The sequence below is a fragment of the uncultured Victivallis sp. genome, assembly GCF_944391105.1.
In the GTDB taxonomy this organism is placed as follows: Bacteria; Verrucomicrobiota; Lentisphaeria; order Victivallales; family Victivallaceae; genus Victivallis.
In genome coordinates this window covers 15,359-32,325 of the sequence record NZ_CALXSK010000014.1, presented here as the reverse complement: position 1 = coordinate 32,325, position 16,967 = coordinate 15,359, and the positions used below count along the sequence as shown (strand labels likewise).

13 protein-coding genes and 1 tRNA gene are annotated in these 16,967 nt (G+C 58.3%); 3 read left to right on the top strand and 11 right to left on the bottom strand.

Annotated elements, in window-relative coordinates; genetic code table 11:
• From Q0K10_RS06380 to Q0K10_RS06370, 3 genes are read right to left on the bottom strand one after another with little or no spacing between them, the layout of a single operon-like run.
• Entirely contained in the window at window positions 1–1,179 is a 1,179-nt protein-coding gene (locus tag Q0K10_RS06380; protein WP_294504730.1) for an exo-alpha-sialidase, read from the bottom strand.
• A 1-nt stretch (window position 1,180) separates the two neighbouring features.
• Window positions 1,181–1,954: a type II secretion system protein gene (locus Q0K10_RS06375; RefSeq protein ID WP_294504728.1), complete on the bottom strand. Its 774-nt coding sequence runs from the start codon at window positions 1,952–1,954 to the stop codon at window positions 1,181–1,183.
• A 51-nt stretch (window positions 1,955–2,005) separates the two neighbouring features.
• Window positions 2,006–2,938: a dihydrodipicolinate synthase family protein gene (locus Q0K10_RS06370; protein ID WP_294504726.1), complete on the bottom strand. Its 933-nt coding sequence runs from the start codon at window positions 2,936–2,938 to the stop codon at window positions 2,006–2,008.
• Between the two features lie 183 nt (window positions 2,939–3,121).
• Here Q0K10_RS06370 and Q0K10_RS06365 point away from each other — a divergent pair, with 183 nt between their 5' ends.
• Window positions 3,122–4,066, top strand: a complete 945-nt coding sequence (locus Q0K10_RS06365; protein ID WP_294504724.1) for an AraC family transcriptional regulator — start codon at window positions 3,122–3,124, stop codon at window positions 4,064–4,066.
• Here Q0K10_RS06365 and Q0K10_RS06360 read toward each other — a convergent pair.
• Window positions 4,045–4,128 (bottom strand) — tRNA-Leu (locus Q0K10_RS06360). The genes Q0K10_RS06365 and Q0K10_RS06360 overlap by 22 nt on opposite strands.
• Before the next feature lie 159 nt (window positions 4,129–4,287).
• On the opposite strand from Q0K10_RS06360, the gene hflX reads away from it, so the two are divergent.
• Together hflX and Q0K10_RS06350 are read left to right on the top strand one after the other, a co-directional pair.
• The gene (hflX, locus tag Q0K10_RS06355) at window positions 4,288–5,577 is read left to right on the top strand and encodes a GTPase HflX (RefSeq protein ID WP_294504722.1); all 1,290 of its coding nucleotides are present in this window, start codon (window positions 4,288–4,290) and stop codon (window positions 5,575–5,577) included.
• Window positions 5,574–8,408: a hypothetical protein gene (locus Q0K10_RS06350; RefSeq protein WP_294504720.1), complete on the top strand. Its 2,835-nt coding sequence runs from the start codon at window positions 5,574–5,576 to the stop codon at window positions 8,406–8,408. The genes hflX and Q0K10_RS06350 overlap by 4 nt, the downstream gene beginning before the upstream one ends.
• Window positions 8,409–8,412: 4 nt before the next feature.
• On the opposite strand, the gene rsmG is transcribed toward Q0K10_RS06350, so the two are convergent.
• From rsmG to der, 7 genes are read right to left on the bottom strand one after another with little or no spacing between them, the layout of a single operon-like run.
• Window positions 8,413–9,117 carry a 16S rRNA (guanine(527)-N(7))-methyltransferase RsmG gene (gene rsmG / locus Q0K10_RS06345; RefSeq protein WP_294504718.1) on the bottom strand — a complete coding sequence of 235 codons (705 nt, stop codon included), beginning with the start codon at window positions 9,115–9,117 and terminating at the stop codon, window positions 8,413–8,415.
• 5 nt (window positions 9,118–9,122) lie between these two features.
• Entirely contained in the window at window positions 9,123–9,668 is a 546-nt protein-coding gene (locus tag Q0K10_RS06340) for a hypothetical protein (RefSeq protein WP_294504716.1), read from the bottom strand.
• Window positions 9,665–10,486, bottom strand: a complete 822-nt coding sequence (gene nudC / locus Q0K10_RS06335; RefSeq protein WP_294504714.1) for an NAD(+) diphosphatase — start codon at window positions 10,484–10,486, stop codon at window positions 9,665–9,667. The genes Q0K10_RS06340 and nudC overlap by 4 nt, the downstream gene beginning before the upstream one ends.
• Window positions 10,483–11,304, bottom strand: coding sequence for a TatD family hydrolase (locus Q0K10_RS06330; protein ID WP_294504712.1), 822 nt, complete (start codon window positions 11,302–11,304; stop codon window positions 10,483–10,485). Before Q0K10_RS06330 ends, nudC begins: the two co-directional genes overlap by 4 nt.
• Before the next feature lie 3 nt (window positions 11,305–11,307).
• A complete protein-coding gene (locus Q0K10_RS06325; RefSeq protein ID WP_294504710.1) occupies window positions 11,308–14,913 on the bottom strand; it encodes a hypothetical protein in 3,606 nt (1,201 codons plus the stop codon).
• Between the two features lie 31 nt (window positions 14,914–14,944).
• Window positions 14,945–15,409 carry a hypothetical protein gene (locus tag Q0K10_RS06320; protein WP_294504708.1) on the bottom strand — a complete coding sequence of 155 codons (465 nt, stop codon included), beginning with the start codon at window positions 15,407–15,409 and terminating at the stop codon, window positions 14,945–14,947.
• A gap of 2 nt (window positions 15,410–15,411) precedes the next feature.
• Entirely contained in the window at window positions 15,412–16,965 is a 1,554-nt protein-coding gene (gene der / locus Q0K10_RS06315; protein ID WP_294504705.1) for a ribosome biogenesis GTPase Der, read from the bottom strand.
• Window positions 16,966–16,967: the final 2 nt, after the last annotated feature.

Genomic DNA, 16,967 nt, shown 5'->3' with positions numbered 1-16,967 from the left:
TCACAACCCCTTCAGAAGCTCAACGACCGGAAATGACGTCACTGCAATCGATTCCTTGCCGAGTGAATAGGCGACATGACAAATCCCGTTCCGGAGAATGGCACAGGGATACTGCGCGCTGCCGCCCCGCCCCGGGATGCCGCCGAGCTGATGCTTGTACCAGCCACTGCAAACGGCACGGGTTCCGTGAAATTCGATGCCGTCGGTGCTGACGGAAACCAGAAGAGGATCGCGGTCGCGCCACCGTTTCTGCTCGTCGACGTACCCCTTCCCGTGGTGATTGCCGAAGAGGAGTACCGTTCCACTCTCCAGCGCAAGCCGGCAACTCCAGGAGGGCGCATCCGGAATGTCGGAGATCACCGGAGCGCTCCAGTTTTTGCCGTCGGCGGAAAAGGAGACCCACTTGCGATAGCTTCCGGAGTCGTCGCGCAGCAGCAAAACAAAGCGTCCGTCGGCGGCACGCCAGACAACAGGTTCACAGAAACGGCGTTTCCCGGGATTTTGCCTGAGCGCGTCGGAAATGTCATATCCGCAGTCCGGTTCCCGGAATCCGGGGACACAATCAGACGTCCGGACGAGCGGGAACAGCAGATCGTCCGGGAATTTCCCCGGATCATCCGTGAAAATCGGGCCGAAACGACCGTTCGGCAGAATCTCCCGATAGATATGCGCAATCGCCCGATAAACCGGATAGTTGCATTCCGAAGTGAAAACAGGTGAGCTTTTGGTCTGGTCCAGGTTTTTCCAGCCGACCGTACGGGTTGTGTTCGCAACGGCGAAGAGTCGTCCCTCCCAGGTGACAAATCCCAGACAGGTCGCAAAAATGCCGGAATGTTCCCGGGGGGCTTCGGGGTGTGGCGCGGGAAAGAGCTCCCGGACCTCTCCCCACTTGCGGGCATCGCTCGAACTTTTATAGAGCACTCGCTGCCCGGGACCGTCTTCGCAGTAACGGTGATTGCTCCAGTTCACGTGGAACTTTCCGTAGAAAAAGATGATGTTGGCGTGATGGTTGTACCCGCCATTGGCCGCATCGGCGGTGAACACCCGGCTGTGAACTGCGCCGGAAACTGTCGGAAACGTCTCCCCGGCCCGTTCGGCGACCTTGTCGTTCCACATGTGAAACGGAGCAGCAGTCGCGACGAATGCCAGCGCCATCGTAAAAAAGATCAGTTTTTTCATATTACAGACCAGCGTCCCACATGTTGTTCAGATTGCTTTCAGAGGTATCAGTCGGGCTGTTCACCGTCTGCCGGAAAGAGAGGGTGTCGGCATGCCCGTCGGCAAAAAGGTAGTTGCCGCGCGCATCTCCGTTGCCATGCTGCCAGGCGGAAGCGACGAGAAATGAGCTGCGGAACGTGTTGACGCCGAAAATCGCATTGACGGTTGCACTGCTTTTGCTGGTTCGTCCCATCCACAGATAGTTGGTCCAGTTGAGCGGGACATCAAGCAGCATGATGCTGTTTGCCGGACGGCGCAGCAAGCTGTTTTTCCGGGAAGCCGGCTGCGAGAAATCTCCGTCTGGAATGCAGCCGGAGATACCGGTATTGCGCGGATAGGGGTTGCTCGCCTGATAATAGGTCAATGCATAGCTCAGCGGTATTTTGTTGGCGGTATCCCGCACGGTGATGTCTCCGGGGCAGTGATAAAGCTTGTCTCCGGAGACTTCATGTTTGGCATCGCGTTCATTGCGGACATCATCCGGAACGTTGCGGCCGTCATACCGGGAAACCACATGATCCCAGCTCGATCCGCTTCTCTGATCTGTGACGGGATAATGCCCCTGCGCATCATCGGCGTATTGCAGCAGAGCCATGCCGATCTGTTTCATGTTTCCGAGGCATTTGATGCTCATGGCGCGTCCTCTGGCCTGATTCAGCGCAGGCAGCAGCATCGATGCCAGAATGGCGATGATCGCGATACAAACCAGCAGTTCTATCAATGTAAAACGTCTCATGATACCCCTTCCTGTTTTTACGTTTGTCGGCGACAAAGAGAAAAACGCTCCTCACGCGGAACGGACGTCCGGAAATCGCCCGTCCCATTCGGCGACGGTCCGATGAAATGTTTCAAGCAGGAGCTTCTCCCCGGCGGAAAGCCTGACCGGATTCATCCGCGAAAAAGCTTCCAAGTCTGGGAGTTCCATACTGAGAAAGGTTTTGGCGCTGACGGGATACTTGCATTCCACATACTGCTGCATCCGCAGAAAATATGACTGCAACTCTTCCGCGAGCGGAGAACCGTTTCGTACGAGTTCAAACAGCTTTCGCAGCAGCTCCGGATAGAAGTTGGCGGAAATACCGCAATAACCGGCGCAACCGGCGCGCACGGAATCCGGAAACGAGGGGAGATCGGCGTTGAAGAGTTTCAACCCCGATCCCTGGAGGAGAACGAGTCGACGCCGGATCCGCTCCGCGTCACAACAGGTATCCTTGAAAAAAAGCAGCCGCCCGTCGCTGCGGCTGGCGAGTTCGCCCAGTGTTTCGTCCGGGAAAAGACGATGGACGGGACGGGGACACTCGTACACGCCGACCGGAGTTTCATCCGCGGCATCGAACATCTCCAGATAACGTTCGACAATGCGTGAATCGGATTCTGCTTCTCCGACGATACAGGAGAGCGGCAACACGACTGCGGCAACCGGAAGCGATGCCATTGCCCGAATCGACGCCCGTCGTTCCGCCGCCGTGTTTTCAATTCCGGCACAGGCGACAACCGGTACGCGTCCGTTCACGACCGTCAACGCCGTTTTGGCAAGTTTCAATCGTTCCGTTCCGGAGAGTTGGAACATCTCGCTTGACAGGCAGACGGCAAACAGCCCGTCAACCCCCCGCTCCAGATACCATTCCAGAAGGGAGCGGTAAGCGCCGTAATCGATGGAAAGATCCGAATGAAACGGGGTTAAAACGACCGGATAGATTCCGGAAGACAACGGATTCATCTGATGACCTCCTTTCGTTTTCCATTTTTCAATATAAATAAGTCCACCGGGGTTTTCAATCGGATTTGTTATGCAAAAAATATCCACGATTTTACAAAAAATATCAAAAGTAATCAAAAAAACAGGAAATAAAGTAAGAATAGTGTTATTTTATATCAATCTAAAAAATTGGGGGGGGGTGCAATGAATCCGGAATACGAAATCTTCCGCAGCCGTATTCGTGCCCGGCTGAATGAACTTCGAACCGAGCCGCTGAATTACAGACAGGGAATTCCCGGAACCCGGGCGGAACTGCCGAACAATCTGATGATGCTTCATCGTCACCCCGGGCGGAAAATTTTTGAACAGGAAACCCGCAATCTCTATCATCCACGCTATGTCCTGACGATCAATCTTCACACCTCGGGAATGGTCAATGTGAACGGAAAAAGTTTTGCTCTTCCGGAGTGTTACGCTCATCTCACCTATCCGTATCAAACTCACTTTTACCTGGTTGATCAAAACGACTTCGACTGGCTGGTCATCACGTTCGAAGCGCAGAAGTCACTTCCCCCGACACTGATGTATCGAAGCGTCAGGATTGACGAGGTTCTGTTCCCCGTCATGGAACGGCTGCTCATGCTGTATCTGAAGTGTGAAGCCGGAACCGCGCCGGAAGGCAGTGCATCCATTTTGCAGGTTTATCTGGAGTTGTTTCTCGGGGAACTGGCCCTGGAAAAGGAGTTCGTTGAAGCCGAAACCCCGGCGGATTATCGAAACGACGCATTCCGGCTTTTCGAAGAGATCAACAACTACATCTACGCGCATCTCACCGAGCCGGATCTTTCCATTCGAAAGATCGCCCGGGTTCACTACGTCTCGCCTGTCAAGCTGCACCGTCTTTTCAATCGTCACGCAGCTTCGACGCCGGGCCATTACATCCGGGAATGCCGTCTGCAAAAGGCCGTCAGGATGCTCGGCAGCGGGACCTCGCTGGTCTCGGAAGTCGCGGAACAGTGCGGATTCGATTCTCTGGCGGCCTTCAGCCGCTGTTTCAAACGGGAATTTGGAATATCTCCCTCCGAATTTCAGAAGCGACAAAACAACGCGGGTTCCGGCCGGGAAGATGGTGCGCGAGGGGGGACTTGAACCCCCACGCCTTGCGGCACCGGAACCTAAATCCGGGGCGTCTGCCATTCCGCCACTCGCGCTCGCTGGAAATCGTGTTACTATATCCCGGAATCGTCTTTTCCGCAACCGTGCAATCACGCTTTTTCGCAAGATTTTCCCGCTTCCTTCTGGAAAATCGGCGGGAACGGTGTATTGTTATGGAATGATGAAATATTTGCCCAAGGATAATTGTTCTTTCTATGATCGAAATCGCTGAAGACTCCCGCAAAAAAGTTGAACGCGCCCTGCTGGTCGGTTTCCGGTTTCCGGATCAGAGCGAAGCCGAGGTGAATGAACATCTCGACGAGCTCGCGGATCTCGTCCGCAACCTCGACATCGTTCCGCTCGAACCCGAGATCGTGAATCTCCACCTCCCCTCCCCGCGCTACTACATCGGCAGCGGAAAAGCCGGGGAGATCGCCAGGCTCATGCAGGAGTGCGAAGCCGACTGCCTCATCTTCGATACGCCGCTCTCTCCTTCCCAGCAGCGCAACTGGGAACGGCTTACGCACAGCTGCGTGATCGACCGCGAAGAGGTGATCCTCGATATTTTCGCCGAACGAGCCTCCACGCGGGAGGCCGTGCTGCAGGTGGAGCTCGCCCGTACGAAATATTCGCTTCCACGCCTGACCCGCGCCTGGACTCACCTCTCCCGTCAGCACGGCGGCGGAGCCACCACCCGCGGCGAGGGCGAGGCTCAGATCGAAACCGACCGCAGGCTTCTGCGACGGCGGATTCGTCAGCTGGAGGAGGAACTCCAAGTTGTGCGCAAACAGCGCGAAACCCAGCGTAAATCCCGGCAGCGCAACCTGATCCCGCATGGGGCGATCGTCGGATACACGAATGTAGGGAAATCCTCGCTGCTTCGGAAACTCTCCGGAGCGGAGATCCTCGTCAAGGACCAGCTCTTTGCCACGCTCGACCCGACCACGCGCCGGGTTCCGCTCGAAAACGGGCTTGAAGTACTGCTGACCGACACGGTCGGATTCGTCCGCAAACTGCCGCACTCTCTCGTGGAGGCGTTCAAATCCACGCTGGAGGAGGCGGTGCTCGCGGATTTTCTGCTGCTCGTGCTCGATGTCTCTTCCTCGCAGCTCGATGCACAGTGGGAAACCACTCTTTCCGTACTGAAGGAACTCGGTGCACAGGAGAAGAAGATCGTCATCGTGTTCAACAAAGTCGACCTGGTCGACCGTGAAACGGATCCCGTTCTGTTCGCCCGGCTGCGCGGTTTGTTCCCCGATGCGCTCTATCTCTCGACCCGCACGGGGGAAGGCATCGATGCGCTGAAGGAACGTCTCTGCGCCATTGCGGCTGAAGAGTTTCAGCTCATGCGGGTCAAGCTGCCGCCGCAGCGACACGATCTTGCCGCTCTCGCACATGCGAACGGGCGCGTCTACGAAGAAAATTACAATGATTCGGGCGAACTCGAACTGGTCTTCACCATCGGTCCGGCGCTTCGCCACAAATTCCGGGAGTATGCCCTATGAAACACCTTTTCATTGCCGCGCTTCTCGCCGCCGTCCTGCCGCTCCTCTCAGGAGCGGCGAAAAACGCCTGGGACATCTGGCGGGAGGGATATGAGACCTATCACAAGGGCGAGATCCTCCGGGATCGCGGGGAACACTCGCAGGCGCTCGAAACATTCCGCAGGGCGCTTGCGCTTTACCAGGAGATTCAGCGTGCCCGTCCGGACTGGGATCAGAACATCATCAAGTCCCGCATTGCGGACTGTGAACGGGAAATCGCAAATGCGCGCAAGTTGCTCGGCGACAGCAATGAGACCGTTGTTCCCGCCCGCCCGGAGCCGAAGGTGGGAGGAGTCGATTTCGCCGAGCAGGAGAGCCGCCGCCGGGAGGAGGAGAACTACCGGAAAAGGGTTGCCGATCTGACCGCTGCGAATGAGGCCCTGCAAAAAGAGATTGAACGACTCAAGGCCAACGAGGTGGATGCACTGAAACTCCTGCGCGAACAGCGCGTGCTTCAGGAAAAATGCGCGCTGCTGGAGAAGCAGAAGCTCGAACTTGAAAAAAAGGGCAGCGACCCCGGCGTGGAAGTGGAAAAACTCTCCCGGCAGCTGGTTGAGGAGAAACTCGCCTCGGAGCAGCTCGGCAAGCGTCTCCAGCTCGCCGAAACCCGTGCTGCGAAACTCGATGCGGATCTCATCGAATCCAACCGGAAAGCCGGGCTTGCGGAAGCCGCCCGGAAACAGGGCGACGCAGAAATTCAGCGGTTGAACCGCATGCTGGAAGAACTGCGCCGCATTCAGGACGAATCGGCCCGTACTGCTGCCTCTTCCGAGGCGGCAAAGGCGGAGATGGAGCAGAAACTTAAGGCAATCGAGCAGAAAAACGCCGCGCTGACCAAGGAACTCGCGGTCGCAAACAGCCGTCTCGCCGATGCGGTCGAAGGGGGAAAGTCCGGATTGGATCCGGAAATTCTCTCCGAAAACGCCCGGCTCCGGAAGGAGACCGAAGAGGCCCGCAAGGCGAAGGAGGCCGCTGAAGCCGCCGCACTTGAAGCCGGCAACCATCACCGGCTCGCCCAGCTGGAACTCGTGCAGGTAAAGGAGACGCTCCAGCGCGTGGAAACCCTGAGACTCAATCTCGAACGGCAGCACACGGAACTGGCCAAATCGCTCGAACTCGAACGGGCCTCGGCCAGGCTTTCGGAAGTGGAGATGAAGAATCTGCGGGAACGCAATGCCAAACTTGAGGCCGATATGAAAGAGTGGAGTGAGCGCTCCACCAGACTTGAGGCGCAGCTTAAAAATCGCGATACTGCGGTTTCCCTGAGTCTCAAGAGGAGCGAGGAGACCTGCGCCGCTCTGACCGGACAGGTCGCCGCCCTGAAAGATCAGCTCAACACCCAGAATCGGGAACTGCAGCTGCTTGCGACCGGAAAAACATCGCTGGAACAAGCCCTGTCAAACACCACCAGCGAACTGACCCGGACCAAATCCGCTCTCGCCCGAACCGAAGAGAAACTCAAAGATGCGGAAAAGAACGGTGCGAAACTGGAAAAACTCGAATCGGAACTTGCCGTGCTCCGAAAGAATTTTCAGGCCGTTCAGAAGGAGGCCGCCAATCTCAAGACCGCGGCAGAACAGCTCAAGCACTCTCAGGAGAAACTCTCCGCAGCGCGAAAGCAGATCGCCGAGCTCGAAAAAAATGCGGCAAAACTGCTTGAGGAACAAAAGAAAAATCAGACATTAAGCGAAGAAAACAACACATTGCGCCGGCAGCTCGCCGAACGTCCGAAGGTACAGCCTGCGCCTCCAGCTCCCGAACCGCGAGTGTCCGGAGTCCCGGCTCCCGCGAACCTTTCGGTCGCAGAACTTCTCGCCGCCGGACATAAAGCCGAGGCGGACGAAGCGTGGGATCTCGCCGCCTGGAACTACCGTGCGGCGCTGGCCAAAAAACCGGCCGACGCCGCCGCGGCAACGGCGCTCGGGCTGCTCCATCTGCGACGCGAGGAGTTTGAATCGGCGGAACAAGCGCTTGCGCTTGCGGCGCAAAGCGCCCCCGCGGACCCGGTGATCGGAGCCGCACGCGCCGAGGCGTTGATCGGTCTCGGGAAATTCGGCAATGCGCTTTCGGTTCTCGAAAAACCTCTTGCGGCGAAGCCGGATGATTTCCGACTCCGCATGGCCTCCGCCCGCGCTTTCGCCGGAACCGGACAGGCCGGGAAAGCCGAATCGGAATTTCTCGCCGCGGCGAAACTCGACCCGGCCTCCCCTGCCCCGGCCCTCGAACTTGCGCGGTTGAAACTTGCTGCCGGGGAAGAAGATGCTGCTTCCGAAGCGTACCGGCAGGCCCGTTCGCTCGGCGCCGGTCCCGATCCCGAACTCGAACCCCGATTCGGCAAAAAGCTCAACGAACAGCGTGAACTTGCGGATTTCATGATGACTGCCGCTGCGGAAGCGGCCGGCAACGGCGACTGGACCAGCGCTCTCTGGTACTACCGCCAGCTTACGGAGATCGACAAGACCAATCGTCTGTTGCCGCTGCGCATCGCCTTCGGACAGATGCGGATGAAGGAGTTTCCGCAGGCGCTTGAGACGATCGCGATGAGTCCGCGGTCTGCGGAAGGCGATCTGCTCAAGGTGCTGATCTATCTCCACCAGGAACGATTCGCCGATGCAGCCGAGGCCGCCGGAGAGGCGAAACAGCACAACGGCGGCAAACCGCTGGCTCTCACCTCCGACTGGCCGGGGCTTCGAAGGGAGTTCGAAACGCTGCGCACGAACGAAATGTTGAAGAAGTCCGTCGCCGGAATCGAATGCGAAAAGGTTCTCAGGGGGCTTGTGGCGGAGGAGTGAATTTTCAACCGCGACCAGCCCTTGTTGTTGCAATTTCCTTTCGTCCATCCGGAACGGAATAGAGGAAGAGCCGCTGGCCCGCCCCCTCCGGAAGTTCGAATACTTCCGTGGTCTGCCAGACGACCGGCGCCTTCCGGCAGGCGATCGCCAGGGCGGGAAGATCCTCCTCTGCCTGCTGCGGCGTTTTGTAGAGGATGAATCTCCCGTTTTTTCGCTTGGTGAAGTCACAGGCATCGAGGTAGATGATCGGAGCCGCCGCAACCGCACGCGCCGTCACCACATCGAACTGATGGCGAAATTGCGGCCGCCGATTCAATTCATTGCTGCGCCCGTGGACGACCCGGATGTTCCGGAGGCCGAGTTCAGCGGCGGCACGTTCGACGAAAGCCGTTTTTTTCCCGGTCGAATCGATCGCGGTGATCCGCAGATTCGGAAACGCCATGGCCAGAACCAGTGAAGGAAATCCTGCGCCGCAGCCGATGTCCGCAAGTTTCATGTACTCCGTCGTCAACTCGGGAAACTCCCGCGCGATCGACAAAGAGTCGGCCACATGCTTGATCGCAAACTCCTCCGGTTCCGTGATCCGGGTTAAATTCACTGTTTTGTTCGCCTCGGAAAGAATTTCGCGCAACCTCTCACACTGCGCGGAAAACCCCTCCGGATCGGCGACGCCGCACATTGCGGCGTAGACAGCCAGTCTGAAAGCCATTGGACTTACTCTCCTCTCGTCAGCAGCGCGCCCCAGAAAAGCGCGAGCGCAAACACAACCCAGAACCCTCCGCTCACATTGCGCCAGACGCCGGAGCGTGCGCACAATCGAATCCAATCCCGCAGCGCGCTCGGTTTGCCGGAAACCCAGATTCCCGCGATTCCGAAGATCCATGCGAGCACAGCAATCACCCCGGAACATGGGGTGTGCAGTTCAAAGCTCTTGTGAACCAAATAATAAGCACCAAGAATCGCCGCCCCACCGAGAGCTCGAGCCAGCGGATAATCGACAAAAAAGTATCCGAGAATCGGCACCGCGACCGCCAGCGGCCACAGCAGCGGAATGAGAAATCCCGGCGACACCACTGCCGCGTGCGGCACACAAATCGCCAGAGCGATCCAGCCGATCACCATTCCCGGCAGTTTCGCCCGCGGCCACGGTTCGAAGCGGGAGAGGTTTTTCGGGGAAAGTCGAAGGGTCCAGGCCGCGAGCACGGCAAAAAACAGGCCCGCAACCCCGAGCGTAATCCGGAAAATCAGAAGTTCATTCATCCTTTTTGAGTCTCCTGTTGCTGTTTCAACCATTGATCGATGAGTTTGCGTGCAATCGAGCCGGGAGATGGGATGTCCGGCATGTCGGACGGGGTGCAGAAACGCGCATCCGTAATCTCCACGCCGTCCGGCCGGATCTCGCCGCCCGCGTATTTCGCCGTAAAGCCGATCATGAGCGAATTCGGGTACGGCCAGCTCTGACTGCCGGCGTAGCGGATCTCTTTGACTTCAAGCCCGACTTCCTCGCGAATCTCACGCCTCACAGCCGACTCCATCGACTCGCCCGACTCGACGAATCCGGCAATCAGACTGTAAACCCCTTCGCGGAAACGGCTGTTGTGCGCCAGCAGCAGCCGCCCGCGCTCATCGGTAATCGCAGTGATGACCGCAGGCGCGATCTGTGGATAAAATACCGCGCCGCAGGCGGGACAACTCCGGGCACACTCCTCCGCCCGGTCCACCAGCTCATGACCGCAGCAGCCGCAATACCGGCGGTTATGGCGCCAGAAGGTGAGTGTACGCGCCCGGCAGAGAGCGATCTGTTCGGGTTCGTCGAGAACAGTCAACGCCTCGCGAATCTCGACCCGTCGGAACGGAGCGTCCGGCTCGGAACTCTCCGCATCCAGTACGGTGCAGACCGCATCGTCGATCCGCCCGATCCGCAGACGCCGTTTCTCCCCGACCGGCAACTCCGCCGCGTGCGGCAGCCTTTCTCCCGCCAGCAGAACCCGGTTTCCGGGAGAAAGCGCAATGATGACCTCATCGGAACTTTCGAATTCCGTTCCCGCGGAAAACGGTTCCGGATAGAAACAGCTCATATCCCCTCCCCGATCGCATAAAACCGCTTCCCGTTGGCGGTTGTGAGTGTAGCGATCTCTTCGACGGAACGTCCGCGCTCCTCTGCGACACGCGCGGCTATCAGCGCAAGAAATCCGGGATGATTCTCCGTTCCGCGGTGCGGCACCGGCGCGAGATAGGGGGAGTCGGTTTCGATCAGCAGCCGCTCATCCGGAATTACGGCGAGCGATTCGCGAATATTCTGCGCCCGGTTGAAGGTCACCATTCCTGTCACGCCGAGATACGCGCCGAGCGAAAGAAACTTCCGCGCCCACTCCGGCGTCCCGGAAAAACAGTGAACCACAAACCGTCCCCCCTTTTTCGCAAACGGGGCAAGCAGTTCATAGCCATCCTCATACGCATTCCAAACCTGGTCGCGGTCGCGCAGATGGACAATCGCGGGCAATCCCCATTCAAGCGCGAGATCCAGAAAACGCCCGAACACTTCCATCTGGGCGTCACGGGGCGAGTGATCGTAAAAATAGTCGAGCCCCAGTTCTCCGATCGCCTTGAGTTTCGGGGCTGCGCGGAACTCGTTGAACTCATTCGGTTCCGCGAGGAATTTTTCCGCGTTGTGCGGATGAACTCCCACGGCGAAAAACGCGGTCTCCACAGCCTCTGCAAATGCGCGCGAACGGCAGCTCTCAAGGTAATCGCCGCCGGCGGCCATGAGCCAGAGCCGCTCCGGCACACCGATCCGTCCCTGCGGTGGAACAGCGGCAACGGCAAGCACGTTGCGGAAATACTCTCCCGGCGAACTCTCGCCATAGTAGTGAAAGTGAGTGTCGAAAAGTTCCATTTTTCAGTAATTCCAAAGTTCGTTGAACAATTTCTGCAATTCGCGGATCATCCCCGCGCTCGGAAGTTTATCGATCATGATGACCGGTTCGACCTTGTTCGGATCAGACGGATCCGCCGAGGTCCCGATCAAGTTCAGTTCGCGGATTTTCGTCAACAGCGTCTTGAAGGAATCGCCCGCAATCGATTCGAACCGGACAAACGGATTATCAAGCGTGCCTTCCATCGGGATCGTCGCCTGAAACCCGCCGACCGTCAACCTGGATGTGAGATTGAGCTTCCGTCCTCTCGCAAGATCGAACGCCCCGGAAAAAGCCAGGCGGCTGACCCAGTCGCCGAAGAACGCGCACTCATCGACCCGCACCCGCCCCTCATTGGCGTGAAGTCTGACAATGCCTTCATCCAGTCGGATGGTTTTCAACCGTTTCGTCAGCGACTCCGTGCTGATGATGCTCTCCTTCCAGGCTGCCAGATCATCCGCCAGCAGGCTGCTGAACTGGCCGACGACTTCGATTGGAAACAGCAGCAGCCGTGCGAACTCTCCTTTTACCACGGTGTCCGGAATCGTCAGATCCCGGAAGCCCATCGAAAGCGATCCGGTCAGCGTCTCCAGGCAGGAGTCCGGACGACCATTCTCAAGAAACCGCAGATTCAAATTGAAATCCCGCAGCGTGCCGGCAGCCCCCTTCTGCGAGGTTCCCTCGATCAGTTCCATCAGCGGAGGCAGAGACAGCGGATCGTCGCCCCGCAGCGCCGCGGAAAAGAGAACCCCCTGCTTCGTGTTCGAACCGCGGAACTCCCCGTCGAACCGCGCATTGTTGAGCTGCAGGAGCAGATGATCCGTCTCAAGCGAATCTCCGCGGAAACGCAGCCGGGTATCGAGATCTGCCGACAATGACGGCGTGAGCCGGATCTTCCGCAGCCGGCATCCGAAATCCACCGGGCGTCCCCCGAAGTTCAGTCGGGGCACCCGGTCGGCATTCGTATTTCTCTCCCGGTCCCGTACGGGGATCAACGCCAGAAGTTTTCCGGCGTCAATGCCATCGGAAGCGATCTGCATGGTGACCGCGCCGTCCGGGGCGCTCAGATCCGCCCGGCATTCCCCGGAAAGATCGAAGAGCAATCCATCCTTCTGCTTTACGCCGGCGGAAATCCGTCGCAGCAGCAGGCGTCGTTCATCCTTTTCGGCCATCAGCGAAAGCGTCCCGGTGAACAGCTCTTCCGGCCGTGACGACAGGATCAGTTTGTCCAGCTCGAACGCTCCGGACGCACGCAGCACCCGGAAGTGATCCCGGGCGGAAACCTGCATTTTCCCGGTCAGCTGCGCGTCGAAAACCGCGTCGGGGAAGATCAGAGAAAGAAACTGATCGTTCAGATAACGGATCGCCCACTCCCCGGAATAACTCGACCGTTCCAGATCCCACGTGCCGGGGCACTCCAGCCGCAGAGCCGGCTTTCCGAGACGGCGCAGATAAAAATTCAACGTGCGCATCTCCAGATAATTCATCGCGGGCATGTAACCGGAAAACGCGCACTGCACGGAAAAATCCCGGTAATTCCTCCCGTAAATGCGCGCAGCAAGATCATCGAACAAAAACTCGCCGGAAAATATCGCCGACCGGAACCCGGGGGCGATCGACCCTTCCGCCGAAAGTTTTACCGTTCCGGAATCGACTTGCACTTCCTTTCCCAGATAGCCGTTCACCGTGGCCAGCGGCAGTTCGCCGGAAAGTTGAAACTTCAACTCGTCACCGCCCGCGGACGATGAAGTCAATCGATACGGTCCCGCCTGAAGCCTGAGCGCGAGCCTTCCATCCCGGTAGACGCCCGCATCGAGGGTCTGAAGACAGACGGGATCTTTCTGCGTTGATTTTTCGAGCTCAAACGAGACCTTCGCTGTTCCAAATCCGAGTTTGCGGTACTCCGGAAGAAACGGCTCAAGCGCCGGGAAGCTCCAGACCGCCAGTTCCGGGGTAAGTCCTTCCAGTTGAGCAGAAAGTTTCCCGGCGACGTCCGAAAGTTCACCCTCTCCGGAAAAATTTGCATTTCCCAGGTCAACCCCGTCATTTTTCAGCGACAAAGACAAGTCACGAAGCGTCCAGTGAAAATCGCGCCGCAACTCCATATCCAGATCGGTCAGAATCTCGGAACAAACGATGTTTCTTCCATCCCAGCAACAGCCGCCATCGGAGATCCGTCCGGTCCCCAGCAGAGAAAAGGCCGACAAATTGCGTTTCAACGTCAACTGCATGTGCGAGGAAAAGCGGCCCGAATCAAACCGGAACGGCGCATCTCCAGGAATCAGAAATTTCAACAGCTTCAGATCAAATTCGTGGCAGTCCAGATCGAATACCGCCTGCTGCCCCGTCGACGCCTCCCGCTTCCGCCAGGAATACCGGATCGGTCGCTGAAGACGAAACGATGCAACTTCCTTCTCCCGTTCCGCCACGACCAACGCAAATTTCCGCAGATCAATCAAACTTTCGCCGAGGTCGACTTCAAAATCATACTCCCCGTCAAGGCGCAGCGGCGGCAGCGAGATCCGCTCAAGATCGATGATCGCGTCCCCGGCCCGATTGGCGCGCAACATTCCGGAGGCGGAGAGTTTCCGCCGCGCATAGGCGAATTTTCCCGTGTACTGCAGCTCGGCCCGGCCGGGGTTGAATCCGAATCCCAGGTCGAACAGCAACGACGTGATCTCCTCGGACAAATGACGGATATCTATGTCGCCCCGCATCTCAAACGGCTGATAACGAACGCGTCCGGACAAAACCACATCACTTTGCAAAGATCCGCCCTGCCGTTGCGTCAGCGTCAGATTCCGGAATTCGAAGCCGCCGGAATCATGACTGCCTTCCGCGGCAAACTGAATCGCTCCGTCGTTGAACGGCTCGCCACTGATCGAGCCGAACAATCCGGCCATTCCGCATGAAACATTGAATGTCTCCGGAACAAGGTTCGTCCCGAGACCCGTCTCGAAATCCAGCGTAAAGGATCCCGCATCGATATGATTGGCCCGGCTGGAGGAGAACCGCATTCCCCCCTTCCCTTTCAACCGCATCCGCCGGCCGTTTGCAAACCGGTCGGCCGTCAGCTCGAGTCCGGTCAGCTCCAACGCACCGCCGGCATCGGGATCCCCGAAGATCAACCGAAGATCGGAATTCCGGAAAACGACATCCTCAAGATCGATCAAAAAAGGCTTTTTTCGTTTCTTCCGACGCTGTTTCGTCCCCGTCACCGCAGGATTTTTAACGCTCCATCTTCTCCCGCCGAGGTGGTAAAGGGTCAACTCCGATTCCTCCATGCGGACTTCGGAGAGTTTGATTCCCTTTCCCGCCAGCATGGAAAACGCGTAACGCGCCTCCCCCCTCCTCGTCCGGAAATAGGGGCGTTCCTCGGGGCCGACCCGCAGATTCTCCAATACGATCCGGGGACGGAACAAAGAGAGTTCAACCCGGTCGGCCACCACTTCCACCCCCCAGCGGCTGCTCAGCATCGGCAGAACCACGGAAGTCAGAAAAAACGAACCCGTCAGAAAAAAAAACGCAAAAATACCGAGCAACGCGGCGGCAAGCAGCGTCCAAAGCGTTCTACGATACCGCCTTCTCATCCGGCTCAAACCACCGCCTCGCAATCCCGTCTTATCTGCCGCCGAGCTGCTTTTGCAGTTCGACCTGGAAATCGCGGACATCCTCTTCGGTCGGCTGTTCTCCGCGCAGGTTTTCGATGCCGAGGCGTCCGTAGGAGTCGACATACCACTCCGCCGTGGAACCGGAACGGAATGTCACCGTGCCGGAAAGCGCCGTCCCCGGACGAACGAGTTTGCTGATCTCCACCACGGTCTGTCCCGCAGCCGCAGCAGGCTGCTCCGGAGCGGCCGCGGCGTCGCCTTCCTCCGACTTGTCGGCGGGCGGCGCGGCCGGCTTCGGGTCGTGCGCACCCCAGTCGACGCCCTCAAGTTCGGAAGCGAGAATCCGGATCTCCATAAACGTGTATTTCGTGCCGAATTTCTCGTTCACCAGCTTCTGCACATTCGAGAGCGTTTCACCCTCTTCGATTTTCTGGGCCATGAAGCGCTTGATTTCCAAATCTTTACTGCTGCTCATCCTCATTTTCTCCTTTTCGGGGCGCCACGACGAGGCGCACATGATTTTCTCTTCGTTTCCGCGGCGGACGACTCCTCCTGCCCGGACGTCTCCTGCGGCTTCCGGTTGCCGCGCCGTCTCGGGCCGCCGGGTTCGCTGCGGATGCTCGTCACTTTCTTCGGCCGCTCGCGCAGTTCAATCTCTATCGGAACACCGGAAAGATCGAACGCTTCGCGCACGGTATTCTTCAAAAATGCAAGATAGTTCTCCGCACAATACTTCGGATTGTTCACAAACAGCAGAATCCGCGGCGGCGCCATCCCCACCATCGAAGCATAGAAAATCTTCAACGGAGCCGCACCGGTCACCGGCGGCGTGTGGCTTTCAAACGCATCCATGATGACGCGGTTCAACACACCCGTCGGAATCTTCAGCTCAAGCTGTTCCATGACTTCAGCGATGCAGTCGAGCAGCGCATCGAGATTCCAGTGTTCCTTCGCGCTCACAAACACCAGCGGCGCGTAATTCATCCCCGGCATCGACCGGCGCAGCTCGGTTTCGAGCCGTTTCATCCGGCACTCTTCTCGGCAGATGTCGTACTTGTTCGCCACAAGAACACAACCGCGCCCGGACTGCTGAATCAATCCGGCGATGCGACGATCCTGAGCGGTGACACCGTCCGGGCCCGCCTCAAGGACAAAAAGTACGAGATCCGCGCGGTCGATTGCGCTTTTCGCCCGCATCACGCTGAAGTATTCGACCACCGTATCGACCTTCGCCTGCTTCCGCAAACCGGCGGTGTCAACCAGCGTCGCAGGGTGTTCCGCCCCGCGGAACCGCAGCATGAAATCCACATCAATCGCATCGCGGGTTGTGCCGGCAACATCGCTGACCATCACGCGCTCCTCTCCGAGCAGTGCGTTCACGAGCGACGACTTTCCGACGTTTGGACGCCCCACCACCGCAATGTTCAATTTACGTGCGGAACTTCCGTTGTCTTCCTCCTCCTGCTCGTCACACTCCCGGTCCGGCAGACGGCTGATTGCAGCCTCGACAAGCGCCTCCACACCGCTGCGGTGCAGACACGAAACGGGAAACACTTCCGGGAATCCAAGTTTCATGAATTCCACCGACTGCTCCACCAGCGACGGATTGTCGCACTTGTTCGCGGCGAAAAGCACCGGCTTGCCGGAGGCTCGCACGCGCCGCGCAACCTCTTCGTCGAGATTCACGATTCCGTCCTGCACGTTTGCCACAAGGATCAGCACATCCGCGTCCTCGATCGCAACGTCGACCTGCTGCGCAATGCGGCCGTCCCAGACGTCAACCCGGCGGCTCTCGCCGGAGAGCATCCCGAGTCCGCCCGTGTCGATCAATTGAAAGCGGCGACGGCCGCGCGCCAGCGGCGCCACGACCCGGTCGCGGGTCACGCCGGGCATCTCATGCACGATCGATACCCGCCGTCCGACGATTGCGTTGAACAGCGACGATTTCCCGACGTTCGGGCGTCCGACGATTGCGATGGTCGGCAGCGATGCCGGGCCATCCTTTTTTTCCACGCTCAGATTTCGAGCCATAA